Below are 26065 nucleotides of genomic sequence, written 5' to 3' on the forward strand. Positions count from 1 at the left end.
TATGCTTCTGTAGTTATCTGACAATCCCCTGAGAGGACCGCCTCCTTCCATGCCCAAGAAACTTGCGCTCATCCCCGCGCTCGCCCTGGCGATCGCCGGACTCGGCGCGACGCCTGCACTCGCCGACACCGCCGCCGCAGACAGCGCCTACTCCGCTGCGGGCGCGGCCGCTGAGAACCTTGAGACCGCCGTGGCGACTGACGACGCCGCGCCAGCGGACGATGCAGCGACCACCGATGACCCCGCTCCGGCCGAACCCGCCCCGGCAGAGGACCCGACTCCCTCGGAGGGATCGAGCTCGGGCGATGACGCCCCGGCAGAGGACCCGACTCCCTCGGAGGGATCGAGCTCGGGCGATGACGCCCCGGCAACCGGAACCCCGGACGCACCGTCACCGGCAGAGGACGAGACCCCTGCCGCCGACGAGTCCACGGACGGGGCCGAAGAGGAGACCGCTCCCGCCTCGGCGCCGATCGAGGCCACCGTCACGGTCGACCCGAGCACCGTCGACATCTTCGACTTCTGGGAGGACGGAGTCACCATCACCGTCTCCGGGCTCGAGAAGGACGACGTCGTGACGAATTCGCTCACCGGCGAGACGAAGACGGCCAAGGGTTCCACCGTCGAATTCGAGTACTTCGATGATGCCGAGGAGATCGTCGAAGCGCAGGTCGTCGACTTCACCGTCACCGTCGAGCGTGCGGATCAGGAGCCGCAGGAGTTCCCCGGCCGCTTCACGATCACCGAGGAGGACTACGAGGACTTCCAGGAAGGCGAGCTCTCGCTGGCCACCAACTCGATGAGCGTCTCGGAGTTCAAGAGGAAGGGCATCGCCTTCACGGGCACCGGATTCGCACCCGGCGAGATCGCCTTCGCGGCGGCAGCGAAGTTCGACGCCGAGAATTTCTACGTCGACCAGCTGATCTACTCGGAAGACGATCTCACAGTCTCGGACGAGGGCGTCGTCTCCGGCGTCATTCGTCCGACCGAGACCGACGACATCAAGCCGGGCGACTACATCGCCATCGCCAGCGGTGAGGAGCAGTTCTCCTCAGCTGAGTTCACGCTCACCGCTGATCAGGCTCAGGCCTCCCTGACCGTGTCTCCGAAGACGATCGACGCGAGCGACTTCGCGAACAAGGACAAGGGCGTGACCCTGACCGTCAGCGACTGCACACCGGGAACTGACGTCCGCTTCGTCGTCACCCCCAAGGGCAATTCGGACGTCACCGCGTTCGACCAGACACTCACCGCCGATGAGACCGGCACCGCCTCGGTGAACGTCTTCGGCACCTCCTCGCGGACCCAGGCCTACGTGGGCGACTACTCGGTGACGGCGACCTGCGGCGATGACACGCTCACGGGTGAGTTCTCCGTGACCTCCGGCGCGAACGCCGGCGGGACCGCGGGAACCGGGAACGTCAGCGGAAGCCAGCTGCCACGCACGGGCGCCGACTTCGGTGGGCTCACCGGCGGACTCGCGCTCCTCCTCGTCGGCGGCGTCGCCGTGGCGATGACCATGCGTCGGGCGAAGGCCGGACAGGCTCCGACCGAGCTCTGAGCGCTTCACTCCGACACACGACTGTGCCCCGACTTCTGTCGGGGCCACAGTCACATCCGGGATCGGGACCACCGCCTCGGCGAGGCCGGGGACCGGCTCAAGGGACGATCGCCTCGGCGGGGGTGCGGTTGCTCAGCGCACCCGCAGGGCGGACGGGGCGATGCTCACCTCGATCCTCTCCGTCTCGCCGAGCTCGTCGCCGTCGACCTCGACGACCCGGGGCTTCTCGAGTTCGATGGTCAGTGAGGTCACGCGCTGATGGATCGCGGTGTCGCTGCTCTGGGCGGAGTCGTCCTTCGACATCATCCGGCGCAGGCCGTTGTCCCAGACCATGTTCTTCATCGTGTCGAGCCAGCCGGTGACCCCGTCGGCCTTGAGGACGAGGACGTCGAGCTCGCCGTCGGCGGGATCCGCGTCGGGCAGCAGGGTGATGCCTCCCTGGAGGGTGCCGCAGTTGCCGACGATGAGAGTGTGTGCCGACTCGTCGTCGATCTGCTCGCCCGGGCGGGAGAGCTTGATCTCCATGACGTCGCTGGCAGAGACGGCGCGGCCGAGCGACTCGACGTAGGCGAGCCAGCCCGCCTTGTCCTTGAGGTCGTCGTTGGTCTCGGTGATCATGTGGGCGTCGATGCCGAAGCCGGCCATGACGACGAAGGGCTGGTGCTCGTTGCCGTCGGGGAGGGTGATCTCGACCCAGCCCATGTCGATGCTCTGCGGGGTGCCCGTGATCGCCCGATCCATCGCGGCTTCCAGATCGTTGAGCGGCACCTCGAGATTGCGGGCGAGCAGGTTGCCGGTGCCCAGCGGCACGATGCCGAGGTCGACGTTCGCCCCAGTCTCGGCGAGGTGGCCGGCCACTGCACGGACGGTGCCGTCGCCGCCGGCGGCGATGACCACCTCGGCGCCATCGGCGATGGCCTGCTCCGCCGCTGACTTGCCGGGGTCGTCCTCCTCAGTCTCGTACCAGGAGACCGAGAGGTCTGGATCGTCCGGCAACGCCGCCACCAGGTCGTCCTTCTCAGTCTTCGCGGGATTCCAAACGATGCCGATCCGTCTTCCAGCCATTCCAGAACCTTCCCTCTCAGCGGTGCGTTGCAGGTCGTATCGTGCGGGCGTGCGGTGACCGAGGGCAGGACATGGTCAGTCCTGCTCTCGGAATCGCCGACGGCTCAATCCATCTTGTCATATCGCGCGCGGAGGAAGAGGAAGACGCCGTAGAGGACGAGCCCGACGCCCACACAGAGCAGCAGGATGCTGCCGAAGGGCTGATCGCGCATCGCCTTGAGAGCCCCGTCGACACCGGTTGACTTCTCCGGGTCTCCGGCCACGCCGGAGACGATGACGAGGATGCCGACCGCGAGCAGGGTCGCGCCCTTGCCGAGGTAGCCGACCACGCCGGTCACCGTCAGCAGCTTGCCGACGGCGCGCGACCTCGGCGGGCGGACGTCGTCCTTCCACTTCCGACGGATGCCGTTGACGCAGAAGACGATGCCGATGACGGCGATGACGGCACCGATGAGGATGAGCAGGAGGATGCCGCCCGGTGCCTGCGCAAGCGTCGAGCTCGCCTGCGACGAGGACTGCCCGGAGTCCGATCCCTGTCCGAAGGCGAACTTTCCGAACAGCACGGCCACTGCCGCGTACGCGATGCCCTGGGCAATCGCGAGGACGAACTCCTTCCAGTTGCTCCGGCCGTCCTTGTCCCGCGGGTCGCTCGAGCCATGGCCGCGCAGCGACGCGGTGCCGAAGAAGGCGTTGATGAGGTTCCACAGTGCCAACAGCGCACAGCCGAGCATGCACAGCCACAGCAGAACCATGCCGAACGGCTGGGCGGCCATCTGCTGCATCGCGCCGGACTGCTCGGCCTCTCCCCCGCGCCCCAGCGCCAGTCCCACCGAGGTGGCTCCGAGGATGATGTGGACGAGTCCGTTGGCGACGAAGCCGACTCTGGCCGCGCGTTCGAACCACTTGCTGTCCGCGGCGCTGGTCGCCGCATCATCGGCCTTGTCAGCGGCCTTCTTGATCGTTGAGTCTCCAGTCATAGCACTCAGTTAAACACCGACGGCCTCGGAGTCAAGGCCTGTTGTCTCAGAAGGCGTGTTGCAGTCTCAGAAGACGGGTCGCGGAAGACGGGTCGCGGAAGACGGGTCGCGCCGGGGTCGGGCTCCTTGCCGAAGCGGGATTGCTCGAAAAGGGCTGACCAAAACGTTCTAAACTATGTGCGTCGTGAATGTTTCATTACTGTTACTTTCGGAATCGCTCCACCCCCTCGTCCCCGAAGGAACACAATGAAGAAGCTCGTGCTCGCGCCTGTGGTGGCCCTCGCCATCACCGGCCTCGCCGCATCCCCCGTCATCGCCGCTCCGAGCGGAGGCGACGCATTTGCCCGCACCGGAGTCCAGGCTCCCTCCGATGGCGGACAGCCTGCCGACAGCGGCGCCGACTCGCAGACGGAGATCGCGGCGAAGGTCTCCGTGTCACCGCAGAAGATCTCGCAGACCGACCTCAACAACAAGGACAAGGGCGTTGTCGTCACGGTGACCGGCCTCGAAGCCGGTGACAAGGTCTCGGATGATCTCACCGGAGATGTCGGCGAGGCTGAGGGAGGCAGCTTCGAATACACCATCTTCAGCACTGTCGACGATCCTTCCGCGATTCCCGCCGGTCCCATCGACTTCACCGTCACGGTCAAGCGCGGCGAAGAGACCCAGGACATCCCCGCCTCGTTCACCGTCATCGAGGACGACACCGAAGAGCCGACCGCTCCGGTCGTCGACCCCAAGGCGACGCTGGCAACGAAGACGATCACGGTCTCCGAGATCAGCACCGACGGACTCAAATTCACCGGCGAGGGCTTCACCCCCGGCGGCACCGTGAGCTTCGCCGGCGGCCCTGCCGGCTCTCAGGCCGGCCCGCAGGCCGACACTCAGGCCAACGAACCGCTCAAGGCCGACAAGGACGGCAAAATCTCGGGCGCGTTCATCCTCGCCGAGGGGTCGGCGACTCCCGGCAAGTACACCCTCGTCCTCATCGATGACGAGTCCGGCAAGGAGACCGAGGCCCTCGAATTCACGATCACCGAGGACACGACCGACGATCCGACCGAGGATCCGACGACGCCGGCGGCCGACGCCAAGCTCATCATCTCCCCGGAGTCGGTCACTCCGCAGGACTTCGTCAACGAGAAGAAGGGCGTCAAGCTCGCCGTCGAGAACTGCGAGCCCGGTGAGGACGTCCGCTTCCTCGTCAACCCCGAGGGCAACACGAACGTCACTGCGTTCGACCGGACCGTCCAGGCCGACGACGAGGGCAAAGCCGACGTCACCGTCTACGGCACCTCGAAGTCGAACCCGAACGCCTACACCGGCGACTACAGCGTCACCGTCACCTGCGGCGACGACAAACTCACCGGCAAGTTCTCCGTCGAGGCCGACCCCAACGCCGGTGGCGGCGATGGCGGCAACGACGATGGCGGCAATGGCAACGGCACCGGAGGCGGAGACCTCCCCCGCACCGGCATGGAGCTCGGCGGTCTCGCCGCCGGAGCAGCACTCCTCCTCGTCGGCGGCGCAGTCGTCACCATGACGAAGCGCCGCCGGTCGGCCGCCCTCTCCCCCTCGGACATCTGAGCCGAGCAGAGATCGTCAGCTCAGCCGATCTCAGACGGACCGGCCACCCTTAGCCAGGCCGATCCGGTGATCGAACGGTTGAGCTGCTGACACAGACAGAGGCGTTCAGTCCGATTCCCTCAGGGTCTCGGACGGAACGCCTCTTGTCGTCTGTCGGGGTGGCAGGCTGTCGACAACCGGCCCGGAACGCCCTATATCGGCGCGGCCGGCCGGTCTCCTACCCGAGGTCGTCACGCGATTCGGCGTAGGTGCCGCCCCATCTCTCCATTTCGGCGATGACCGGGATGAGAGCGCTACCGAGACCGGTCAGACGATAGTCGACTCGCGGTGGAGACTCCCCGTGATCGGTTCGCTGCACCACCCCGTCCGCCTCGAGCTCGGCGAGCTGCCGCGTCAATGTCTTCCGGTTCACTCCCGGCACAGCCCTTTGGAGCTGGCCGAAGCGGATCGGGCCGTCGATCATCGACTTCACCACTGTGATCTTCCACGTGCCACCGAGGACTGCCACGACCACCTCGGCGGGGCAGGTCTCCAGAGCCACTCGAACTTTCCCTCGCACTCTGCCCTCCCGGTTCCGGGCCGTCTCCGTGGCGCCGTTTGCGGTCCTGATGGAAGCCAGGGACAGAAATGTCCGTACTGGTGCCGACTGACTTCTTCCTTCCACCATAGAGCCATGGACGAATCTGCACGGGTGCTCTGGGTTAGTGCACACCCTGAACCTCTCTCGCTCAACGGTTCGATACGCCGGACGGGGATCGCGGCAGTGACGGCTCAATCGCACACCGTCGATGAGGTCGATCTGTATGCGATGGGGTGGGACCCGGTGCTGCGACGTGAGCAGTTCGAGTCCGATGACGCTGTGCTGCCCACCCGATTCGATGCGACCGGCGAGGTTCGACGAGCATTCACCATGGGGCGCCTGCCCGGGGACGTAGCGACTGAACAGGACCGGCTTCGTTCCGCCGACGCTCTGGTCCTGCAGTTCCCGCTGTGGTGGTACGGCATGCCCGCCATCCTCAAGGGTTGGTTCGATCGTGTGTTCACCAGCGGGTTCGCATTCGGCACAGACCCGCGCACAGGCATGCGTCTGCGATTCGAGAACGGCCCATTCAGCGGTCGGCCTGCACTCGTCATCGTTACCGCCGGCGATCGGCCGGGAGCTCTGACCCCTCGCGGGATCAGCGGCGATCCGATCGATCTCCTCTTCGGCCTTCTGCACGGCACGCTGGCCTACACGGGATTCAGTCCGCTTCCTCCTCTCATCGTGCCTTCGGCAGATTTCCTCACCGAGGCAGACTGGCCCCAGGTCGAAACATGTGTGCATGAGCGCCTCTCAGGGCTCTTCACCGATGCTCCCCTTCGCGCACGACGGCAGTTCACCGGCGACTACACAGACGACTGGGTCCTCAAGAACGACGTCGCACCGGAACAGACCGGCTTCGCCGCGCATTGGCTGTGATTCGAGCGACGTTCACCCGTCACCCGACTGCGCGCCTGCGGGCGACGACGAGCGCGACGACGGCGATGAGGGCGAAGACACCGGTGGCGACGAACCCGAGGTACTCGGTGTTGAGCGTTGGCAGGGCAAACGTTGCCGTCTCCGCCCCCACCTCGGCGATGCCGGCGATGACGACGACCACGGCGATGAGCACCGAGAGTCCGGTGACGATGAGGTTGTACCTCCGGAACCGCCCGCCGTCCCCGGCCGCCCACCGGTAGAGGCGCGCCATCATCACGCTGTCGCCGGTGTCGCAGGCGGCCATGCCCGCGGCGAAGAGCAGGGGCAGGGACAGCGCGAGCAGGGGTGAGGTGCTCGCCGCCGTAGTGCCTGCCGCGATCATCAGGCCGATCGTCGCAGCCGTGTCGAATCCGAGGCCGAAGAGCAGCCCGACCGGATACATACGCGTCGGTCGGTCGACGGTGTCGATGAGGCGGGAGAAGATCATGGAGATCGGACCCCGACTCGCCGAGGCGGCTGACCCTTCCGCTGCCGCGTCCCCTGGGCGGCGGCGCAGGAGACGGACGAACGCGACGAGGTTGACGATCCCGAAGATGCCGACGACGCAGGTCGCGAATGTCAGTCCCCACATGCCGAGGACCTCCCGCACCCCCGAATCCTCGCTCTCGACGAGGCGGCGGACGGCAGCGGCCCCGGCGGTGACGAAGGCGGCGGTGACGATGACGACGCTCGAGTGGCCGAGAGCGAACCAGAATCCGATTGCACCGCCGCGGAGTCTCGTGTGGTCGGCGACCGCAAGCCGGCGGGTAACGTTGTCGATGATGGCGATATGGTCGGCGTCGAAGGCGTGCCTGGCACCGAGAAGCACGGCGGTTGCCGCCAGACCCCACGCCGCCGCATGACCGATCTCGCTCGTCGAGGCGAGCACGAGCCCGATTCCCGTGACCGCGAGCGCCGCAACGACGATGGCAGGAACTCGGGCTCGGCGCGATCCTCTGGCGGCTGCTGCCTCCTCCGTCCTGCTCGCCGAGGTGCTCTTCTCTGCTGTCGTGCTCATCGCTCCGTCCCTCTTTCCCTTGTCGTCGGTGTGCTGTCGACTGTCATCGCTGGGCTGAGTCGTTTGTCGTCACTGGACTGGTGTCGTCTGTCATCGCTGGGTCGGTGTGCTGGGCTGGTGTCGTCTGTGGAACTCTCCGCCTGGAGACGGTCGAGTCGTCACCGGTCGTGGTCGCTTTCGTCCACACCTCCCACACGGCGTCGACGTGCGCGTCGTGGGTGTGCGTCCCGCTTGCTCGCGCGATCGCTCCTGGCCGGGCGAGGTGGAGGATTCGACCGTGCCCGTCCGTGTCGCCGCGTGCATCCGTGTCGCTGCGCCGGCCGAAGAGCATCGCGGTGTCGAGCACCGAGGCAGCTCCCATCACTCCCGGTTCCGGAGCGCTCCCGTCGATGGCGAGTTCCTCGACGAAGTACGGTGCACCAGTCGTGTCGCGGACTTCGGTGGCGCCGGTGATCGCCCCACCGTGCTCTCCCGATCGCCCGAGCACGAGCGTCTCCCGCAGGCAGACCGTGGCACCGGCCCCGAAGCGCACCCGGGTCGAGCGCCGCACGCGCGCACCCGAGGCGACGACGAACGGAAACGTCTCCCAGATCAGGCTGCCGCCGTCGGCGACGTCGATGTCGACGTCCCGCCGGGAGTCGACATCGCGACAGGGATAGGCGACTGTCCCGCCGACGTCCTCGATGAGCAGACTGTACCCTGGACCGACTCGGATCCCGAGGGACACCGTATCCCCGCCGAGCAGGGCCGCTCCCCCGGCGACGATCGCGACATGCGCGCGCCCGCCTGCCGCGCGGGAGATGAGCCGCGGCTGCATGAGACCCGGCGTGAGACGCAGCTGAGGCAGGTCGCGGCCGGCGACCTGCTCGACCGCGATGAGGGTCATCCCCGGGCGTCCGCGACCGCGGGCTCGGGCTGCTCCGACCCGGACTCCGGCGAGGCAGTCCCCGTCCCGGAAGTCTCGGCGTGACTGAGTGCATGCTCGTGCTCGTGCTCGTCGTCCGCGTGGGAGTGGATGTATCCGCCGTCCTCATCGGCGTGGAAGTGCGGTGCCATCGGGCCCGGATCCTGCGGTTCATGGGCACCGGCCCGATGCTTCTCGAGCAGGTCGAGCAGCCACGTGCGCAGGTGGGCCACGGATTCCTCGTCGAGACGCGAGAGCCCGAGGACCGGCGCTCCCTCCCGTGCCGCCTCGGCGTCGGAGATCATCAGCTCGACGTCGACACCGACGTAGGGGGCGAGGTCGGTCTTGTTGACGACGAGGAGGTCGGCCCGACCGATTCCCGGCCCGCCCTTGCGGGCCACGTCACCGCCGCCGGCGACGTCGAGGACGAAGATCTGGGCGTCGATGAGCGCCGGGGAGAACGTCGCGGTGAGGTTGTCGCCGCCGGATTCGACGAGGACGAGGTCGAGAGGATCGAAGTCGGCTTCCAATTCCTCGACACCGGCGAGGTTGGCGGTGACGTCATCGCGGATCGCGGTGTGCGGGCACGCGCCGGTCTCGATCGCGCGGATCCGCTCGGGTTCGAGGACCCCGGCGGCCCGGAGCAGGCGCGCGTCCTCGTCGGTGTAGATGTCGTTGGTGATGACGCCGATGCGGATCTCGGCGGCGAGCGCGCGGCAGATCATCGCGATGAGCGAACTCTTGCCGGTGCCGACGGGCCCGGCGACGCCCAGGCGCAGGGCCCGGTGTGGGGTGGGGAACTCAGGCACGGAACAGCCTCCTCGGAAGTGCGGACTGGATCTCTGCCCAGTCCTCGATGAGCGGTGCCCCGGCAGCGGGGATCGCTGCCGGGACGGTGAGCGTCGCCAGGTCGGCGACGGAGCACTCGATGGCGGTGCACGCCTCGAGCACCCAACCGGTGGCCCAGATCGGGTCCATCGGTTCGAGTTTGAGAGTCGCAGCGGCGACGGTCTGCGCGTCGTCGTACGCGACGATGCGCACGAGGTCGGCTGCCGACACCTCGGCGACGGCGGCGATGGCACCGAGCACAAGGGGACGCGGACACCCTCGGCGGGGCAGCACGCCAGCCAGCTGCGGCCACAGGACGACGGCGACGCGGCGCAGCCCGGCCCCGAGCACCTCGGCGATCTCCCGCAGTGCGGGACTGGGGGTGCGGGCCGCCCATTCCTCGGTGATCGACTCGAGTGCTTGAGCAAGGTCGTCGGAGAAGTCCGGCCGGCCGTCGCTGTCTGCACTGGCGGACCTGCGGACGGCATGGCGGGTGACGACGGCGGCACCGGCCTCGACGCGGACGACCGTGCGCATTCGGGCGCGCATGTACGCCGGCACCTCGGCGGGGGTGAGGTCCTGCCACAGCCCGGCTTCGACGCTGTTCGAACTCACGTGGGCACCGGCCGGCAGGCGGGCGTCGGCAAGGAGCATCATGAGGGTCGCCGAGGCGGCCCCGGGCGCTCCAGCAGCGCCGCAACCACCGTTCATCGAGCTGTCCATCAGAACATCTGGTAGAGCTGGGTGAGCGGAAGGGCGGTCGCCGGTGCCGCGGTGACGAGCTCACCGTCGATAGCGATCGCGAACGTGTCCGGGTCGATGTCGATGGCCGGGCGGATGTCGTTGTTGCGCATGTCCTTCTTCCCGATCTCCCGTGTCGGCCGGACGGCGACGAGCCGGCGCCGGAGCCCGAGCCTCTCGCGCAACCCGTCCTCGACCGCCGCGGGAGCGACGAACGACACCGAGGTCGCCGCCCCGATCGCATCTCCGAAGGCCGGGCGCATGAGCACCGGCTGCGGGGTCGGGATCGAGGCGTTCGGATCGCCGAGCCCCGCCCACGCGATCGTCCCGCCCTTGATGACGAGATCGGGTCGGACGCCGAAGAAGCGCGGGTCCCACAGGGTGAGGTCGGCCATCTTCCCCGCCTCGATCGACCCGATGTGCTCATCGACACCATGGGCGATGGCCGGGTTGATCGTGTACTTCGCGACATAGCGGCGGGCGCGTTCGTTGTCGGCCGGCGGGGATTCGCCGAGGCGGCCCCGCCAGTGCTTCATCGTGTGGGCGACCTGCCACGTGCGGGTGATGACCTCCCCGATCCGGCCCATCGCCTGCGCGTCCGAGGACGTGATCGACAGGGCACCCATGTCGTGGAGGACGTCCTCGGCGGCGATCGTCGTCGCGCGGATCCGGGATTCGGCGAACGCGAGGTCCTCGGGCACGCTCGGGTTGAGGTGGTGGCAGACCATGAGCATGTCGAGGTGCTCTGCGACGGTGTTGACGGTGTGCGGCAGCGTCGGGTTCGTCGACCCGGGGATGATGTTCTCGAGTGCGGCGATGGAGAGGATGTCCGGGGCGTGTCCGCCGCCGGCGCCTTCGACGTGGAAGGCGTGGATGCTGCGCCCGGCGACCGCGGAGATCGTCGATTCGACGAAGCCGGATTCGTTGAGCGAATCCGAGTGGAGGGCCACCTGGAGTCCGTGGGTGCCTGCGGCGCGCAGGGCTGCGTCGATCGCCGCCGGGGTGGCACCCCAGTCCTCGTGGATCTTGTAGCCGGCCGCCCCGCCGAGTGCCTGTTCGGCGAGCGCTTCCCCCGAGATCGTGTTCCCCTTGCCGAGCAGCAGCACGTTGACCGGCAGGGCATCGAGGGCCTGCAGCATCCTGCCCAGGTGCCACGCCCCGGGGGTGACCGTCGTCGCCTTGCTCCCCTCTGACGGTCCTGTACCGCCCCCGACGACGGTGGTGATGCCGGTCGCGAGCGCCTCGTGGATCTGCGAGGGCGAGAGGAGGTGGACGTGGGAGTCGATGCCCCCGGCGGTGAGGATGCGCCCCTCTCCGGAGATGATGTCGGTCGTGGCGCCGATCTCCAGGTTGGGGTCGACACCGTCGGCGATGTCGCTGTTGCCGGCCCGGCCGAGCGCTGTGATCCGGCCGTCGCGGATCCCGACATCGGCGCGGATGACACCCCACCAGTCGAGGACGATGACGTTCGTGATGACGGTGTCCGGCGCACCCTCGGCCCGGCTCGTCGTGCCCTGGAGCATCGATTCGCGGATCGACTTCCCGCCCCCGAAGACCGCTTCGTCCCCGCCGAAGGTGCGGTCCTCCTCGATCTCGATCCACAGATCGGTGTCGCCGAGGCGGACCTGATCCCCGGCCGTGGGACCGAAGAGCGCGGCGTAGCGCTGGGCTGAGATCTCGACCATCAGCCCTCCCCCGCCTCGGTGCCGGACTCCCCCGCGTCGGGGGACGAACCCTCGTCACTTCGCGCCGCCTCGGCGGCGGCTGCCTCCTCGCGGATCTGCAGGCCGGGGACACGCTTGCGCCCGCCGAGGCGGACGATCGCCACGGTCCGCGAGGCCCCCGGTTCGAACCTCACCGACGTCCCCGCGGGGACGTCGAGACGGAACCCGGTCGCGCCTCGGCGATCGAAGGACAGGGCGTCGTTGACGTCGGGCAGGTGGATGTGCGATCCGATTTGCACGGGCCGGTCGCCGGTGTTCTCGATGGTCACGGTGCCGGTGTCGGGGGCGCTGCGCCGGTTGAGCACGCGGATGCCTTCGCGCACCCGTACGGCCCCGGGCCCGTGGTCTCTCGTCCCTGCCATGGGTGGTCCTGTCAGTCGATGGGGTTGTGGATGGTGACGAGCTTGCGCCCGTCGGGGAAGGTCGCCTCGACCTGGACGTCGTGGAGCATGGGCGGCACATCGTCCATGACGTCGTCCCTGGTGAGCACCTCGCGTCCGGTGACCATGAGCTCCTCGACGTTCGCCCCCTCGCGGGCGCGCTCGATGACCCACGTGCTCAGCAGCGCGATGGCCTCAGGGTGGTTGAGGGGCACTCCCCGCGCCAGCCGGTCGCGGGCGATCATCCCGGCCACCGACAGCAGCAGCTTCTCCGTGTCGCCCGGAGTAAAGTGCATCAGCGCTCCCGCACGGGGTCGGCCGGCAGGACGTGTTCGCCGAGGCGGTCGGTCGACAGTGCCAGTGAGCTGAGGTAGAGGGTCTCACCGTTGGGTCCGCGCTTCGCCGAGGCGATCATGTCCGGACGCTCGAACTCCATCTCCGTGACGTGGCACCACAGGGTGGCGTCGGTGGGGTTGCCGTGGTCGTCGAGCATGGGCACGTCGATGCCGTCGTCGCGGCGGCGCAGGTAGTAGCGGCCGCGGGTGAGGATCGCCATGAGCGGGGTCGCGATGATCGCGATGCCGACGGCGAAGAGCGGCGAGAACGGCTGGACGGCGGCGCCGAAGGCCCCGAAGTAGATCGCGATCGACACTCCTCCGGACAGGACGAGGGAGACGACTCCGACGGTGTTCCAGTCGTAGAGCATCCCGCGGCGGAACTCCGGGGTCTTCGGGGAGAGCCCGAGCACGTACTTGTTGATCGCGATGTCGGCGGCGACGACGCAGATCCACGACATCGCGAGGTTGGCGTAGAAGCTGAGGATCGCGTTGAGGAAGTCGAACATGTTCAGCTCCATGAGCGCGAGCGCGAAGAGGAGGTTGACGACGAGGAAGGTGATCCGTCCCGGGTAGCGCTTGGTGATCCGCGTGTATGCGTTCGTCCAGGCCAGCGAGCCGGAGTAGGCGTTGGTGACGTTGATCTTCACCTGCGAGATGACGACGAGGACGACGGCGAGCAGGAGCGCGAGCCACTGCGGCATCATCTGCTCGTAGGTGGCGAGCAGCTGCTGGACGGGTTCGGTCGCGAAGCGCGTCGCTCCGGGGACGTTGGCGATGAGGTAGACGGCGAGGAACATGCCGATGATCTGCTTCGTCGCCCCGAAGATCACCCAGCCGGGACCGGCGAGGATGACCGCGGTCCACCAGCTGCGACGGTTGGCCGGGGTGCGCGGCGGCATGAAGCGCAGGTAGTCGATCTGCTCGGCGATCTGGGCGATGAGGGAGAGGCAGACGCCGGCGGCGAGCATCGCCGAGGCGAAGTTCGCGCTCTCCCCGCTCTCGCCCTGGTAGGCGAAGAACGAGCTCACGGAGTCGGGCTGGAAGGCGATGAGGTAGCCGACGGGCACGACCATGAGGACGAGCCACAGCGGCGTCGTTGAGACCTGGAGCCGGGCGAGGGCCTTCATGCCGAAGATGACGAGCGGGAAGATGATGACCGTGGAGAGGAGGTAGCCGATCGGGCGCGGTATCCCGAGGCCGAGGTAGAGTCCCTGCGCCATGATCGAGCCCTCGAGGGCGAAGAAGATGAAGGTCGCGAAGATGATGTTCGTGATGACCGAGCCGTAGTAGCCGAATCCGGCCCCGCGAGTGATGAGGTCGAGGTCGAGGTTGTAGCGGGCGGCGTAGAACGCGAGCGGCCACCCGGTGAGGAAGATGATGATCGCCGCGGTGAGGATGCCGAGGATCCCGTTCGCCGTACCGTGGGCGAGTCCGATGCTCGCGCCGATCGAGAAGTCCGCGAGGTAGGCGATCCCGCCGAGCGCACTCGTCGCGACGACGGCCGGCGCCCAAGTCCGGTAGGAGCGCGGGGCGAAGCGCAGCGTGTAGTCCTCGAGGCTCTCCCGCGCCGCGGTCTTCGCCTCGCTGCTGCCCGGCGGCGGTGTCGCCGATGTCTCTTTCATGGTGGCCCTCTCAGTCGCGCCCGATCCCAACATCGCCCATCCTGGCAGGCGATTGTTTCGGTGCGTGTCGACTGAGTTTCGTCCATGTTTCGAGACCATAGTTTCATCTCGCGGACAGGTCCGCGCAGTGGCCAGTGGTGGCTGTGGGAGCAGCCGCGGACATCGGCTGCGCTCAGGGGCTTCCTGCAGGCAGAGCCACAGGAACCGAGCGCCGCTCCGACCCGCGCACACGCAAATGAGTCGGTTTTCGCCCGATCGGTCGGTGCGTGAACAGACTCATCGGGCGAAAACCGACTCAAACCAGCTGGCAGCGCGCGGATGCGGCTCGAAGCGACGCCACTGGTCGCCCGACGCCGCGGAGGAACACCCCGGGCATGAGAAAAGGGGCGGCCTCAGCCACCCCTGTTCGCTCACGCCCGGCGCCGCCCGACGCTCGGCGCCGCGTCGCCGCCAGGCGCTCACACCCTCCGGGCCCGGAAGTCGTCGTAGAGCACCACGGCTCCGGTCCCGGACTCCGGCGACACCTTCGGCCGCCGGCCGCGGGCGATCGAGACGACGTCGCCCCTCGACCCGGCGGCGAACACGCGGGCATCCCGCTCGCGTGCCTCCGCCTGGGCGAGGGCCTCCTCCTCGAGCTCCTGGTTCCGGCTCCGGAGGGCGTCGATCTGGTTCTGCATCTCCATGATCTTCTTGATCCCCACGAGGTTGACGCCCTCGTCCTGGGAGAGATGCTGGATCAGGCGCAGCTTGGCGATGTCCCGCCCCGAGTAGCGGCGGCCCTTGCCGGCCGTCCGCTGCGGGGTGACGAGGCCCATCCGGTCATACTGCCGCAGGGTCTGCGGGTGCATGCCCGCGAGTTCCGCTGCCACGGAGATGACGTAGAGCGCCGCACTCTGAGAGAACTGCATGGTGCCCCGCCGCCTCAGCTCGCCTTGGCCCGATCGAGCAGGCCGGCTCGCGGATCCTCGGACTCGGTCGCCGCCTTGTAGGCCTCGACCGCTTCCTTGGCTTCCTTCGAGAGGTTCTTCGGGGCGACGATCTCAACGGTTACGAGCAGGTCGCCCGTGCCCTTCTTCGTCTGCACGCCCTTGCCGCGCACGCGCAGGGTCCGACCCGAGGGCGTGCCCGCGGGGATCTTCACCTTGACGGGCTGTCCGCCGAGCGTGGGCACCTTGACCTCGGCCCCGAGGGCCGCTTCGTCGAAGCTCACCGGCAGGTCCATCCGCAGGTTGTCGCCGTCGCGGGTGAACACCGGGTGCGGCTTGACGTGGACCGTGAGGATGACGTCGCCGGGCTCTCCGCCGTTCGGGCTCGCCTTGCCCTTGCCGGCCAGACGGATCTTCTGCCCGTCCTTGACCCCGATCGGGGTGCGCACGGTCAGCGGCTTCCCGTTCGGCATCTTCAGCTTGACCGAGGCACCGTTGGCAGCCTCGGTGAAGCTGAGATTGGTCGAGGACTTGATGTCCCCGCCCTTGACCGGGGGCGAGTAGCCGCCGCCGAATCCGCTGTCACCGTAGCCGCCGTAGGAGGCACCGCCGCCGAAGCCGTTGAGCAGATCGGCGAGGTCGGGCGGAACGTCGCCGTATCCGCCGCCGAAGCCTCCGCCGCCGGGCGAGTAGGTCGTGCGTGTGCGCGTGCGACCGCCGCCTCCGAAGAGGTCGGAGAAGACGTCGTCGAACCCGCCTCCGCCGCCGGCACCACCGGCACCGGCGCTGAACCTGGCGCCGCTGCCCATCGCGCGGACCTGGTCGTACTGTTCGCGCGACTCCTTGTTCGACAGCACCTGGTGGGCCTGTCCGATCTCCTTGAACTTCGCCTCCGCCTCGGCGTCCCCCGGATTCGCGTCCGGATGGTACTTCCGCGCGAGCTTGCGGTAGGCCTTCTTGATCTCGGAGTCCGTCGCGTCCTTGGAGACGCCGAGGGTCTTGTAGAAGTCCTTCTCGAACCAGTCATTCTGCGGTCCGGTACTCATCTGGCACCTCCCTTCTTCCTTGTCCTTTTCGTCGTGCCGCTGCCACCTGGCCTCGGCTCTGTCATCGTTTCCCTCATCTGTCTGCTCACAATCCGCAGCCCCCGGACAACGTGTGCGTCCCGGAGACTCCGGACCGTCGCCGAGGCGGTTCCTTCGTCCCAGTGTCCGCTCACGGACGCTGGGAAGCGGTCCCACCTCGGCGGGGTCGGGATCCTCAGTCCTCCGGCTGCTGCACGCCGACGCGGGCCGCGCGGATGATGCGATCACCCATGCGGTAGCCCGGCTGCATGACCATGAAGACCGTCGGCACCTCAACGTCGTCCGACGGCTGTTGCATGAGGGCCTCATGCAGCCGCGGATCGAACTCGTCGCCGACGGCGCCGTACTGTTCGACGCCGACCTTGGCCAGCGCGTCGAGCAGCTTGTTCACGTGGGCCTCGAAGGGCCCGGAGACGTCGCCGTTCTCCTGCGCCAGACGCACCTCGTCGAGGACGGGGACCAAGGCCTCGACGACCTTGATCGTCCCGCCCGCTGCCGCCCGCTCTCGTTCGCGGTCGGCACGCATCCGGTAGGCGGCGTACTCCGCGTTGATCCGCTTGAGATCGGCGAGGTGGGCGGCGGCCTCGGACCCGGGAGCGGGCTCGGCCCCACCCGGCTCGGCGGCCGCCTCGGTGTCGTTCAGCCCCGAGGCATCGGCGGGGATGTCGACTCCGAGGTCGCTGGCATCGGCCAACACTTCCTCGGTGTCCTGTCCCTCCCCGGCCCCCGAGGCCGACTCGGCGTCGGCCTCGGGACGGAGTTCACCGGTGTCCGGATCGACCCGGCGCTTGTCATGGAAGGTGAAGCGTGGCTCCTCGGACGACGGATCGTTGCCCTCGGTGGTCATTACTTCTTCTCCTCGTCCTCATCATCCACGACCTCGGCGTCGACGACATCGTCGTCAGCGCCCGTTCCGGCATCGGAGCCGCCCTGGTCGGAGGCTCCGCCGGCAGCACCGGCGCCGGCTTCCTGCTGTGCGTAGATCGCCTCGCCGATCTTCTGCTGCTTCTCGGTGAGGGTGTCGAACGCCTTCTTCACCGCGTCGTCGTCTTCGCCCTTGAGAGCTTCCTTGACGGCGTCGACGTCGGACTGGATCTCCGACTTGACGTCCTCAGGCAGCTTGTCGGCGTTGTCGTCGAGCAGCTTCTGGGTCTGGTAGGCGAGGTTCTCCGCGTTGTTGCGGACGTCAGCGGCCTCACGGCGCTTCTTGTCCTCTTCCGCGTGCTCCTCGGCCTCACGGACCATGCGCTCGATGTCCTCCTTGGGAAGGGCCGAGCCGCCGGTGATCGTCATCGACTGCTCCTTGCCGGTTCCCTTGTCGGTGGCCGAGACGTGGACGATGCCGTTGGCGTCGATGTCGAACGCGACCTCGATCTGCGGGACTCCGCGCGGAGCCGGCGCGATGCCGGTGAGCTCGAAGGTGCCGAGGTTCTTGTTGTCGCGAGTGAACTCGCGCTCACCCTGGAACACCTGGATCGACACCGAGGGCTGGTTGTCCTCAGCCGTGGTGAACGTCTCCGAGCGCTTGGTCGGGATCGGGGTGTTGCGTTCGATGAGCTTCGTCATCACGCCGCCCTTGGTCTCGAGACCGAGCGAGAGCGGGGTGACGTCGATGAGGAGGACGTCCTTGCGTTCGCCCATGAGCACACCGGCCTGGACGGCGGCGCCGATCGCGACGACCTCATCGGGGTTGACGCCCTTGTTGGGCTCCTTGCCTCCGGTGAGCTCGGTGACGACCTGGGTGACACCGGGCATACGGGTCGAACCACCGACGAGGACGACGTGGTCGATGTCCTTGACGGACACGCCGGCATCCTTCATCACCGCGTGGAACGGGGCCTTCGTGCGCTCGAGGAGGTCCTTGGTGAGGTCCTCGAACTTCGCCCGGGTGAGGGTCTCGTCGAGGTGGATCGGACCGTTCTCGCTCATCGAGAGGTACTGGAGGGAGATGTTGGTGCTCGTCGCGGACGAGAGCTCCTTCTTCGCCTGCTCAGCGGCCTCCTTGAGACGCTGCATCGCCGTCGAGTCCTTGGTCAGGTCGACGCCGTAGTTGTTCTTGACCTGCTCGACCAGCCAATCGACGATCCGCTGATCCCAGTCGTCACCGCCGAGGCGGTTGTCGCCGGAGGTCGCACGGACCTGAATGGTCGAGAAGCCGTCATCGTCCTTGCCGACTTCGAGCAGCGAGACGTCGAACGTACCGCCGCCGAGGTCGAAGACGAGGATTAGCTCGTCTTCCTTGCCGCGCTCGAGGCCGTAGGCCAGAGCGGCGGCGGTGGGCTCGTTGATGATGCGCAGGACGTTGAGGCCGGCGATCTCACCGGCGTCCTTCGTGGCCTGACGCTCAGCGTCGTTGAAGTAGGCCGGGACGGTGATGACCGCGTCGGTGACCTTCTCCTGGAGGTATTCCTCAGCGTCGTGCTTGAGCTTCTGCAGGATGCGCGCGGAGACCTCGGGAGCGGTGAGCTTCTTGCCGCCGATCTCGGTGTCCCAGTCGGTGCCCATGTGGCGCTTGACGGACGCCACGGTGTTCTTCACGTTGGTGACGGCCTGGCGCTTGGCGATCTCGCCGACCAGGGAGTCTCCGTTCTTGTTGACTGCGACGACGGACGGGGTCGTGCGACCGCCTTCCATGTTCGCGATGACCTTGGGGTCACCGCCCTCGAGGACGGCGACGACGGAGTTCGTGGTTCCGAGGTCGATTCCAACTGCACGTGCCATATCGTTTCTCCTTAACTCTCAGAGTCGGCTCGGGCTGAATGCGTGCGGTCGTCCTCGGAAGCCGTTCCGGGAGCTGCCTCCCGGTGTCGCCTCGTCGGACCGCCGTCCGCATTGAGTCTGATGGACTCAAGTATTCTCTTCGCGGCTGAGATCGTCAATCCCCGCCTGTAAAAGTTGCGTACACTAGACTCAACTTTCTAGAGCGACGGGTTATTCCGCATCTGGAGAATTTTTTTCGAGGAGTTCTTCCGAGGCACCGTTGCGGCACAAAGACGCTCGAGCTATGCCTTCGAGCGCGAACGCACCTAGTAGGATACGAACCTGCGCCCACTCAGAGGTGATTTCCCAACTGTCGGCGTCGCCCCCAAGTCACAGTTCGCCGACTTCCGAACCTGCACTCGCTCAAGGGAAGCCACCGGAAATCGAAGATGCTCGTCTGCAAGAGCTGCCTTAGGAATCGCCTGCGGCCACCCGCGAATTCATTAGCAAGCAGTGCCACTCCAGCATTGCAACGAACGAGCACGGTGCCGCTTGGCGGCTGACCGCTTTGAAGATCGGGTCGACTCATACACCCACTCTCTTGGCCAAGTTCGCCAGCTGGTGGTGTCATAGCGTCGAAGCAACACTCCCGGTCGGCGGGGGTCTGATCGGTGGAGTGTGCAGATGGCGCGGGTGGGGTTGTCGTTCAGCGACAGGTCGGAGATCTCGGCGGCCTCGAAAGCGGGCTGGTCGGTGCGGAGGATCGCCCGTCACCTGGGGCGTTGCCCGTCGGTGATCTCGCGGGAGCTTCACCGGAACTCGACGAAGACCCGCGGCTACCAGGCCGTGACCGCAGACGTCAGAGCGCAGCGTCGGCGAGCTCGCCCGCAGCAGCGGAAGGTCGCGGGGGATCCGGTGCTGCAGGCGAGGGTGGACGCCGACCTGGCCGCGTCCTGGACGCCGAACGAGATAGCGGGCCGGTTGCGTCTGGAGGCGACAGACCCGACCGTTGAACGCATGGCGAACTCTCCTGACGCACGCGGCCGAACCGTCTCCGGTGAGGCTATCTACCAGTACATCTACGCAATCCCGAAGGGTGAGCTCGCCCGCAAGGGCATCTTCCTGCAGTCCAAGCGGACCAAGCGCCGACCACGTACGACCGGGCGGACGCGCGGTGGCCCAATCGTAGGTATGGTCCCGATCGCGGAGCGAGGTGAGGACGCCGCCCAGCGTCGGGTGCCGGGGCACTGGGAGGGTGACCTGATCATCGGGAAGAACGGCACCTCGTGCGCGGCGACGCTGGTGGAGCGGATGAGCGGGTTCACCGGGCTGCTGGCCCTGCCCTCGAAACACGCCGAGCCAACCGCTGACGCGGTCATCGAGTTTTTCAACGACCTGCCCGAGATGATGAAGGCATCGTTGGCGTGGGACCAGGGCAGCGAGATGGCCCAGCACGCGAAGGTCTCCCTGGCCACGGCGATGCCGGTCTACTTCGCCGATCCCCACTCGCCCTGGCAGAGGCCCAGCAACGAGAACACGAACCGGCTCTACCGGGAGTATCTGCCCAAGGGCACGGTGATCCCCGATCACCAGCCCTACCTCACCACCATCGCCGAGGAGATCAACAATCGACCCCGCCGCCGACTGGGCTATCTCACGCCCACCGAGGCATTCGCTCGACTGCTCGCCGGCGAGCCCCATGTTGCTTCGACGCCTTGACATCGCCGCTCCTCTCGACCGTCACGACGCAAGTCGGTTCAACAGCGAGTCATTGCGCGCTCGGCCCAAATCGCAGACTGAGAGCAAGCCGTCTTCGGAGAACTCAGCACTCTGCTCAGTTCATACCTACGCGTCAGGGGTAATGACTACACTTCTAATGTGAACGGGCAGCGCAAACGTTGACGAGTCGACAACGATTCCTGAGCAGCCCCTCGACCAAGCCGCAAAGGAGCTCGTCTAGTTATGCCAGTCATCATTGTTCTTGTCGCACTGATCGTGGCGGTTTTCCTTGTGGTCCAGTTCTGGCCACTTGCGCTTGCTATTGCGATCATCTGGGCAGGCGCGGTTATCATCCCCAAGGTCGTGCGCAACATTCGCAAGAATAGGTACTTTGCCAGCGAGGAGTTTCAAGCCCACAAGCAGGCGTTGTCATCATTCGTAGCAGAGCACAACGCGGTCTCGAACTATACGTCCGAGATCCGTCAGCAAGGGTCGTTCGATCTAGGCGTGTCTGGCACAGGCCGCCACGCACATTTGGCAACATTTGAGAACACAAGTCACCATAACTACCGTCGCGACAGAAACATCGCCGACTATCAATCGGGTCACGTCCACAACTGTTCGCTGCAGGTTGTGCGCAATGCCAGCGGGGACCCGATCAAGTATCTGATGAAGTACTTCGAAGTGTCTGTCGACGAAGAGAGCCTGGAGGACGCAGAACGGCTCGGGAACGATATATCTCGCCTGGAGTCGGCTATTGAGAATCTGCGCATGCGCGAGGCGAGCATTCGCAGGTCGATCAATCCGCCAGATTTCATCCTCAAGTACTTCGCAGATGAATTCAATGCGCAGATGGGAGTCGAGGTCTCACCCGTGACCGTCCCGTACCCGGTCTATGCGTTTGAGTACGTCAGCGCTGGTGGAAACAGTTCACAGCGCACTACGATCACGCTCAATTCGGAAACAGTTGACGCCCTGATTGAACGCATCGACGAAAAGCTCAAGTTCAAGAAGAGCGCTGCCGGTCAGAGAGCGCTGATGACGGCAAGTCTCCGAAGCTTCATCAAGCGTCGAGACAACCATACATGTCGCTATTGTTCAGTCTCGCTCGCAGCAGAGCCCCACCTTTTGCTCGAAGTAGACCATATCAAGCCGATCTCCAAAGGTGGGCTCTCGGAGATTGAGAACCTGCAAACTCTGTGCTGGCGGTGCAACCGGTCGAAATCAAACAAATACTAGTTCTGGCCCAGCACGGTTGTACTCATTGCGCAGACGCTCGCTAAGCGTCTCGAAACAACCAAGCTCGCTAACATCCAACTCCCTCGTTTGTCAGTTACTGAGCACAAGGAAGACTTTAGAATTCAGAGTTTGGGAGCCAACCGCTCCCCTACTTGACGACGACCACCGGGCAGCTCGCCTCGAGGATGACGCGCTGGACGCTCGAGCCGAGCAGCAGCTTCATCACCGCCGAGCGCCGCCGGGTGGAGATGACGATGAGCTCGGCCGTCCACCCCTCGGCGAGGTCGATGACCTGGGAGGCGACGTCCGCCTCGGCGCGCAGGACCTCGAACTCGACGCCCGCGGAGCTGAGGGCGTCGACGAGCTCGGTGATCTGGGCGGGATCATTGTCGAGCGGGCCCGCGGGACTGTCGGAGGAGAAGACGACGACCCGCAGCGCCGCCTTCTCGAACCGGGCCATGCGCAGCGCGGTGTCGAGAACGGTCTCCGGCGCATCGAGACGCAGCGCGAGGACGACGGTGCGCTCCGCCTCGGCGATGCCGGCCGAGGCCGCCACCTGCAGGGACGGGACAGGACGACGGTCACGGGGAGTCGAGTAGAGATCGGTCATGACGGCCCCTTATCCGATGGCGATGACGCCGATGAGCACACCGACGGCGAGCATGACGAGCGAGACGAGCAGCGCCCGCCACAGCACCTTCTTGTGATGGTCGCCCAAGTCGACGCCGGCGAGAGAGACGAGGAGGAGGATCGCGGGCACCAGCGGCGACTGCATGTGCACGGGCTGACCGGTGATCGACGCCCGGGCCATGTCGGCGGCCGAGATCCCGTAGTGCGCGGCGGTCTCGGCGAGGACCGGGAGGATCCCGAAGTAGAACGCGTCGTTGCTCATGAAGAACGTCATCGGGATCGAGAGCAGACCGGTGATGACAGCCATGTACGGTCCCATCGAGGACGGGATGACGTCGACGAGCCATGCGGCCATCGCATCGACCATCCCGGTGCCGCTCATGATGCCCGTGAGCACGCCGGCGGCCATGACCATGGCGACGACGGCGATGATCGCCGAGGCGTGGGAGGCGAGCTCGGCCTGCTGGTCCTTGATCTTCGGGAAGTTGACCATGAGCGCGATGACCATGGCGATCATGAACAGGTACGGCAGCGGCAGGACGTCGAGGACGAGCATGACCATGACGGCGAGCGTGAGCGAGAGGTTGAACCAGAACAGCTTCGGCCGCAGCGTCGGACGGTTGGGGGTCGAGTGCGGTGTCCGTGAGGGAGCTCGCCGAGGCGGCTTCCGTGTCCTCGTCGGCACCGTCGTCGGGTCCGCCGACGGAGGTCTTCGCTCCGGTGCCGGTGGTGCCCGAGCCGGTGCCAGTGCCGCCCGTGGCGCCGGTGCCGGTCGGACCTGCCACGGCACCCGCCCCGGAGGATGAGCGCGCCACGGCGCCGACGAGTTCGCGCTTGCGGCCGAAGCCCTTCGTGCGGTCCTCGACCCAGGTCACGCCGTTCTTCGCCAGCCGGCGACGCTCGGAGAGTCCGAGGAAGTACGCGAAGACGAAGCAGACGAGCAGCCCGGCGGCGAGCGCAGGAACCATGGGGGCGAAGATCTCGTTCGCATCGATCTGCAGCGCCGAGGAGGCCCTGGCCGTCGGCCCGCCCCACGGGACGATGTTGAGGGTGCCGTTGATGAGGCCGGCCACACAGGTGAGGACGACCGGGGACATCTCGAGGCGCTGGTAGATCGGCAGCATCGCGGCGGTGACGACGATGAACGTCGTCGACCCGTCGCCGTCGAGGGAGACGGCACCGGTGAGCAGCGCGGTGCCGAGGACGACCTTGACCGGGTCGTTGCCGGCGATGCGGAGGATGAACTCGACGAGCCTGTCGAAGAGTCCGACGTCGATCATGATGCCGAAGTAGATGATGGCGAAGAGCAGCAGGGCAGCCGTCGACGACATCGAGGCGATGGCGTCCATGACCATCTCGCCGATGCCGAGGCCGGCACCGGCGAAGAGACCGAAGATGGTCGGGACGATGATGAGTGCCAGGATCGGCGAGAGTCGCTTGGTCATGATCAGCGTCATGAAGACGACGATCATCGCGAATCCGAGGATGACGAGCACGGACTTCTCCTTCGAAGGCGTTTGTGATGCGGGATACACGCTAGACCCGAGGCGATCATCGCCGCGCGCTTAAGTGCACTGATCGCGTTCTGCCTGTTCTGCCACTTTTGCTCATTCTGCTCAGTGGTGGCTAATGTGGAGAGGTGTCCCGCTCATCTCGAGCCTTCTCCCGCCGTGTCCTGGTCAGCCAGCTCGCGGTCATCGTGGCGACCTTGGCCCTGGTCACAGGCGTGTTCGCGTGGATGGCGGCGCGCGCGGTGACCGATGTCAGCGAGACCGAGGCGCTCGCGACCGCCCGGGCACTCGCCTCGGCGCCGGAGGTGCGGGAGGGATCGACCCGGGCCTCGGAGGCCCGCGACCCGATGCCGGCGAAGGAGATCACCGATTCGCTGCGCGCGATCACCCGGGAGCTGCGCGACCGCTCGGGCATCCAGTTCGCCGTCATCACCGACGACCGCGGGATCCGGCTCACCCACCCAAACCCCGACCTCATCGGCAAGCCGGTCTCGACCTCGCCCGACGAGGCGCTCGCGGGCCGTGAATCCGTCACCCAGGAGGTCGGCACGCTCGGGAGCACGGTCCGGGCGAAGGTCCCCATCTACTCGTCCACCGGCGACGGCACGGTCGTCGGCGAGGTGTCGGTCGGCATCCACACCTCGGTGCTCAACGCCGACCTCCGCCGCGAATTCGCAGCCCTCGGCTCCGTCTCCGTCCTCGCCCTCGGCATCGGGGTCCTCGCGTCGATCACCCTCGGGCGGCGCCTGCGCCGGGAGACCCTCGGCGTCGGTCCCGAGGAGCTCGCCGAGATGGCCCGCGACCAGGGGGCGGTGCTGCGCGGACTCGACGACGGCGTCCTCGGCTTCGACTCCGACGGGGAGCTCACCCTGAGCAACGCCGCCGCCCGGGACCTCCTCGCCGAGGCGGCCGACGACACCGGCACGGACAGCTCGGACACGGACTCTCCAGGCGACGCAGCCGCTCCCCCACAGGACGGTGCCGATGTCCGCGAGGACATCGTCGACTCCCGCGAGGGCGTCGTCGACGACCTGCCGGTGTCGATCCGGACGATGATGGCCGAGGCCCCCGAGCACGGTGCCCTGCGCCGGCGGATCACTGTCGGAGACAAGATCCTGCTCGCCACAGCGGTGCGCGTGCGCCGGGACGGCGTCTCCGTCGGCGGCGTCGTCACGCTGCGCGACGAGACGACGATGCTCACCATGGCCCGACAGCTCGAATCCGTCACTGCGATGGCCGATGCCCTGCGCGCCCAGCGCCATGAGTTCGCCAACCGTCTCCACACCGTGCTCGGCCTCGTCGACACCGGCGCGACCGATGAGGCGAGCAGCTACCTCGAGTCGATCCTCGGCACCGGCCCCCTGGCCGCCCCCGTCGAAGGCCTCGACCCGATCACCGACCCGTACCTCCGTGCGGTCCTCGAGGCGAAGGGCACCACCGCCGCCGAGGCGGGTGTGACCCTGCGGGTCGCCCCCGACTCCCTCGTGATCGGCAGGGTCACCGACCCCGAGGACGTCACGCTCGTCCTCGGCAACCTCATCGACAATGCCGTGCGCGCCGTCGTCCGCCGCCGCACCTCGGGCGAGGAGGCCGCCGCACGCCCGCCCGTCTCCGACCTCGTCGAGGTCGAACTCCTCGGTGCCGACGGGGAGCTCCACGGGCTCGTCACCGACACCGGATCGGGCATCGATCCGGCCGACGCCGAGAGGATCTTCGACGAGGGCGTGAGCGGCGATGCGCAGACCACAGGTGCCGGCGAACGCGCAGATGGCGGGGACCGGTCAGACGACGGCGCCGGACCGATCCACGGGCTCGGTCTCGGACTCGCCCTGTGCCGCCGGGTCGCGAACCGTCACGACGGTCGGGTGTGGCTCGTCGACGGACACGACCCTCACCTCGGCGGGGCGAGCTTCGGCATGCGCCTGCCCGGGGTGCTCATCGAGGACGACGAGAAACCGCCGCGCACAGACGACACGACCGTGCCGCGCGCCGACGAGACAGAGAAGGAGTGA

23 protein-coding genes and 1 pseudogene are annotated in these 26065 nt (G+C 67.0%); 7 read left to right on the forward strand and 17 right to left on the reverse strand.

Annotated elements, in window-relative coordinates; all coding sequences use genetic code 11:
- The first annotated feature begins 49 nt into the window (after positions 1-49).
- Complete coding sequence (locus AC0VYB_RS15920) at positions 50-1561, forward strand: hypothetical protein (protein WP_063250597.1); 1512 nt, start codon at positions 50-52, stop codon at positions 1559-1561.
- 132 nt (positions 1562-1693) lie between these two features.
- Here AC0VYB_RS15920 and AC0VYB_RS15925 read toward each other — a convergent pair whose 3' ends face one another.
- Both AC0VYB_RS15925 and AC0VYB_RS15930 read right to left on the reverse strand, forming a co-directional pair.
- Positions 1694-2626: a diacylglycerol/lipid kinase family protein gene (locus tag AC0VYB_RS15925; RefSeq protein ID WP_009381297.1), complete on the reverse strand. Its 933-nt coding sequence runs from the start codon at positions 2624-2626 to the stop codon at positions 1694-1696.
- Positions 2627-2730: 104 nt separating this feature from the next.
- Positions 2731-3603: a DUF1206 domain-containing protein gene (locus AC0VYB_RS15930; protein ID WP_063250598.1), complete on the reverse strand. Its 873-nt coding sequence runs from the start codon at positions 3601-3603 to the stop codon at positions 2731-2733.
- A gap of 246 nt (positions 3604-3849) precedes the next feature.
- On the opposite strand from AC0VYB_RS15930, the gene AC0VYB_RS15935 reads away from it, so the two are divergent.
- Positions 3850-5190 (forward strand): hypothetical protein, encoded by a 1341-nt coding sequence (locus tag AC0VYB_RS15935; protein WP_475384838.1) that lies wholly within the window; start codon positions 3850-3852, stop codon positions 5188-5190.
- A 217-nt stretch (positions 5191-5407) separates the two neighbouring features.
- Here the strand turns inward: AC0VYB_RS15935 and AC0VYB_RS15940 are convergent, their stop codons facing one another.
- The gene (locus tag AC0VYB_RS15940) at positions 5408-5731 is read right to left on the reverse strand and encodes a winged helix-turn-helix transcriptional regulator (RefSeq protein WP_232254122.1); all 324 of its coding nucleotides are present in this window, start codon (positions 5729-5731) and stop codon (positions 5408-5410) included.
- Between the two features lie 132 nt (positions 5732-5863).
- Between AC0VYB_RS15940 and AC0VYB_RS15945 the strand changes: the two genes are divergently transcribed.
- Positions 5864-6649 (forward strand): NAD(P)H-dependent oxidoreductase, encoded by a 786-nt coding sequence (locus AC0VYB_RS15945; protein ID WP_475384839.1) that lies wholly within the window; start codon positions 5864-5866, stop codon positions 6647-6649.
- A 19-nt stretch (positions 6650-6668) separates the two neighbouring features.
- On the opposite strand, the gene AC0VYB_RS15950 is transcribed toward AC0VYB_RS15945, so the two are convergent.
- From AC0VYB_RS15950 to dnaK, 12 genes are all read right to left on the reverse strand, one after another.
- The gene (locus AC0VYB_RS15950; protein WP_475384840.1) at positions 6669-7706 is read right to left on the reverse strand and encodes a HoxN/HupN/NixA family nickel/cobalt transporter; all 1038 of its coding nucleotides are present in this window, start codon (positions 7704-7706) and stop codon (positions 6669-6671) included.
- A gap of 43 nt (positions 7707-7749) precedes the next feature.
- A complete protein-coding gene (locus AC0VYB_RS15955) occupies positions 7750-8592 on the reverse strand; it encodes an urease accessory protein UreD (RefSeq protein ID WP_475384841.1) in 843 nt (280 codons plus the stop codon).
- Entirely contained in the window at positions 8589-9419 is an 831-nt protein-coding gene (gene ureG, locus AC0VYB_RS15960; protein WP_095376388.1) for an urease accessory protein UreG, read from the reverse strand. Before ureG ends, AC0VYB_RS15955 begins: the two co-directional genes overlap by 4 nt.
- Positions 9412-10149 carry an urease accessory UreF family protein gene (locus tag AC0VYB_RS15965; RefSeq protein ID WP_095376397.1) on the reverse strand — a complete coding sequence of 246 codons (738 nt, stop codon included), beginning with the start codon at positions 10147-10149 and terminating at the stop codon, positions 9412-9414. Before AC0VYB_RS15965 ends, ureG begins: the two co-directional genes overlap by 8 nt.
- An 11-nt stretch (positions 10150-10160) precedes the next feature.
- Positions 10161-11864: an urease subunit alpha gene (locus AC0VYB_RS15970; RefSeq protein WP_095376389.1), complete on the reverse strand. Its 1704-nt coding sequence runs from the start codon at positions 11862-11864 to the stop codon at positions 10161-10163.
- The gene (gene ureB, locus AC0VYB_RS15975) at positions 11864-12265 is read right to left on the reverse strand and encodes an urease subunit beta (protein ID WP_095376390.1); all 402 of its coding nucleotides are present in this window, start codon (positions 12263-12265) and stop codon (positions 11864-11866) included. Before ureB ends, AC0VYB_RS15970 begins: the two co-directional genes overlap by 1 nt.
- Positions 12266-12276: 11 nt before the next feature.
- Positions 12277-12579 (reverse strand): urease subunit gamma, encoded by a 303-nt coding sequence (locus AC0VYB_RS15980; protein ID WP_095376391.1) that lies wholly within the window; start codon positions 12577-12579, stop codon positions 12277-12279.
- Positions 12579-14243, reverse strand: coding sequence for a purine-cytosine permease family protein (locus AC0VYB_RS15985; protein ID WP_475384842.1), 1665 nt, complete (start codon positions 14241-14243; stop codon positions 12579-12581). Before AC0VYB_RS15985 ends, AC0VYB_RS15980 begins: the two co-directional genes overlap by 1 nt.
- A 458-nt stretch (positions 14244-14701) precedes the next feature.
- Complete coding sequence (locus tag AC0VYB_RS15990; protein ID WP_009381310.1) at positions 14702-15151, reverse strand: heat shock protein transcriptional repressor HspR; 450 nt, start codon at positions 15149-15151, stop codon at positions 14702-14704.
- Between the two features lie 14 nt (positions 15152-15165).
- Complete coding sequence (locus tag AC0VYB_RS15995; protein ID WP_009381311.1) at positions 15166-16215, reverse strand: DnaJ C-terminal domain-containing protein; 1050 nt, start codon at positions 16213-16215, stop codon at positions 15166-15168.
- 214 nt (positions 16216-16429) lie between these two features.
- Positions 16430-17101: a nucleotide exchange factor GrpE gene (locus tag AC0VYB_RS16000; RefSeq protein ID WP_095376393.1), complete on the reverse strand. Its 672-nt coding sequence runs from the start codon at positions 17099-17101 to the stop codon at positions 16430-16432.
- A complete protein-coding gene (dnaK, locus tag AC0VYB_RS16005) occupies positions 17101-18975 on the reverse strand; it encodes a molecular chaperone DnaK (protein WP_040342593.1) in 1875 nt (624 codons plus the stop codon). Before dnaK ends, AC0VYB_RS16000 begins: the two co-directional genes overlap by 1 nt.
- Positions 18976-19638: 663 nt before the next feature.
- Between dnaK and AC0VYB_RS16010 the strand changes: the two genes are divergently transcribed.
- Together AC0VYB_RS16010 and AC0VYB_RS16015 are read left to right on the forward strand one after the other, a co-directional pair.
- The gene (locus AC0VYB_RS16010; RefSeq protein WP_009381402.1) at positions 19639-20673 is read left to right on the forward strand and encodes an IS30 family transposase; all 1035 of its coding nucleotides are present in this window, start codon (positions 19639-19641) and stop codon (positions 20671-20673) included.
- Between the two features lie 243 nt (positions 20674-20916).
- The gene (locus tag AC0VYB_RS16015; RefSeq protein WP_009381314.1) at positions 20917-21912 is read left to right on the forward strand and encodes an HNH endonuclease; all 996 of its coding nucleotides are present in this window, start codon (positions 20917-20919) and stop codon (positions 21910-21912) included.
- 148 nt (positions 21913-22060) lie between these two features.
- On the opposite strand, the gene AC0VYB_RS16020 is transcribed toward AC0VYB_RS16015, so the two are convergent.
- Both AC0VYB_RS16020 and AC0VYB_RS16025 read right to left on the reverse strand, forming a co-directional pair.
- Complete coding sequence (locus AC0VYB_RS16020; RefSeq protein WP_009378930.1) at positions 22061-22522, reverse strand: universal stress protein; 462 nt, start codon at positions 22520-22522, stop codon at positions 22061-22063.
- Positions 22523-22531: 9 nt separating this feature from the next.
- Positions 22532-23954 (reverse strand): annotated as a pseudogene (locus tag AC0VYB_RS16025) (CitMHS family transporter).
- On the opposite strand from AC0VYB_RS16025, the gene AC0VYB_RS16030 reads away from it, so the two are divergent.
- Both AC0VYB_RS16030 and AC0VYB_RS16035 read left to right on the forward strand, forming a co-directional pair.
- Complete coding sequence (locus tag AC0VYB_RS16030; protein ID WP_373270474.1) at positions 23836-24111, forward strand: hypothetical protein; 276 nt, start codon at positions 23836-23838, stop codon at positions 24109-24111. The pseudogene AC0VYB_RS16025 and the gene AC0VYB_RS16030 sit on opposite strands and share 119 nt — an antisense overlap.
- A gap of 70 nt (positions 24112-24181) precedes the next feature.
- Positions 24182-26065 carry an ATP-binding protein gene (locus AC0VYB_RS16035; RefSeq protein WP_009378929.1) on the forward strand — a complete coding sequence of 628 codons (1884 nt, stop codon included), beginning with the start codon at positions 24182-24184 and terminating at the stop codon, positions 26063-26065.

The sequence above is a fragment of the Brevibacterium sp. Z349TD_9 genome, assembly GCF_056173565.1.

Excerpts from the sequence above, each read along its gene's own strand:
- AC0VYB_RS16015 (WP_009381314.1), top strand. The coding sequence starts at position 20,917 with ATGCCAGTCATCATTGTTCTTGTCGCACTGATCGTGGCGGTTTTCCTT.
- AC0VYB_RS16030 (WP_373270474.1), top strand. The coding sequence starts at position 23,836 with ATGATGGCGAAGAGCAGCAGGGCAGCCGTCGACGACATCGAGGCGATG.
- AC0VYB_RS15990 (WP_009381310.1), bottom strand. The coding sequence starts at position 15,151 with ATGCAGTTCTCTCAGAGTGCGGCGCTCTACGTCATCTCCGTGGCAGCG.
- AC0VYB_RS15950 (WP_475384840.1), bottom strand. The coding sequence starts at position 7,706 with ATGAGCACGACAGCAGAGAAGAGCACCTCGGCGAGCAGGACGGAGGAG.
- AC0VYB_RS16010 (WP_009381402.1), top strand. The coding sequence starts at position 19,639 with ATGGCGCGGGTGGGGTTGTCGTTCAGCGACAGGTCGGAGATCTCGGCG.
- AC0VYB_RS15970 (WP_095376389.1), bottom strand. The coding sequence starts at position 11,864 with ATGGTCGAGATCTCAGCCCAGCGCTACGCCGCGCTCTTCGGTCCCACG.
- AC0VYB_RS15920 (WP_063250597.1), top strand. The coding sequence starts at position 50 with ATGCCCAAGAAACTTGCGCTCATCCCCGCGCTCGCCCTGGCGATCGCC.
- AC0VYB_RS15945 (WP_475384839.1), top strand. The coding sequence starts at position 5,864 with ATGGACGAATCTGCACGGGTGCTCTGGGTTAGTGCACACCCTGAACCT.
- AC0VYB_RS15955 (WP_475384841.1), bottom strand. The coding sequence starts at position 8,592 with ATGACCCTCATCGCGGTCGAGCAGGTCGCCGGCCGCGACCTGCCTCAG.
- AC0VYB_RS15985 (WP_475384842.1), bottom strand. The coding sequence starts at position 14,243 with ATGAAAGAGACATCGGCGACACCGCCGCCGGGCAGCAGCGAGGCGAAG.
- AC0VYB_RS15995 (WP_009381311.1), bottom strand. The coding sequence starts at position 16,215 with ATGAGTACCGGACCGCAGAATGACTGGTTCGAGAAGGACTTCTACAAG.
- AC0VYB_RS16020 (WP_009378930.1), bottom strand. The coding sequence starts at position 22,522 with ATGACCGATCTCTACTCGACTCCCCGTGACCGTCGTCCTGTCCCGTCC.
- AC0VYB_RS15930 (WP_063250598.1), bottom strand. The coding sequence starts at position 3,603 with ATGACTGGAGACTCAACGATCAAGAAGGCCGCTGACAAGGCCGATGAT.
- dnaK (WP_040342593.1), bottom strand. The coding sequence starts at position 18,975 with ATGGCACGTGCAGTTGGAATCGACCTCGGAACCACGAACTCCGTCGTC.
- AC0VYB_RS15980 (WP_095376391.1), bottom strand. The coding sequence starts at position 12,579 with ATGCACTTTACTCCGGGCGACACGGAGAAGCTGCTGCTGTCGGTGGCC.
- AC0VYB_RS15925 (WP_009381297.1), bottom strand. The coding sequence starts at position 2,626 with ATGGCTGGAAGACGGATCGGCATCGTTTGGAATCCCGCGAAGACTGAG.
- ureB (WP_095376390.1), bottom strand. The coding sequence starts at position 12,265 with ATGGCAGGGACGAGAGACCACGGGCCCGGGGCCGTACGGGTGCGCGAA.
- AC0VYB_RS16000 (WP_095376393.1), bottom strand. The coding sequence starts at position 17,101 with ATGACCACCGAGGGCAACGATCCGTCGTCCGAGGAGCCACGCTTCACC.
- AC0VYB_RS15935 (WP_475384838.1), top strand. The coding sequence starts at position 3,850 with ATGAAGAAGCTCGTGCTCGCGCCTGTGGTGGCCCTCGCCATCACCGGC.
- AC0VYB_RS15965 (WP_095376397.1), bottom strand. The coding sequence starts at position 10,149 with ATGAACGGTGGTTGCGGCGCTGCTGGAGCGCCCGGGGCCGCCTCGGCG.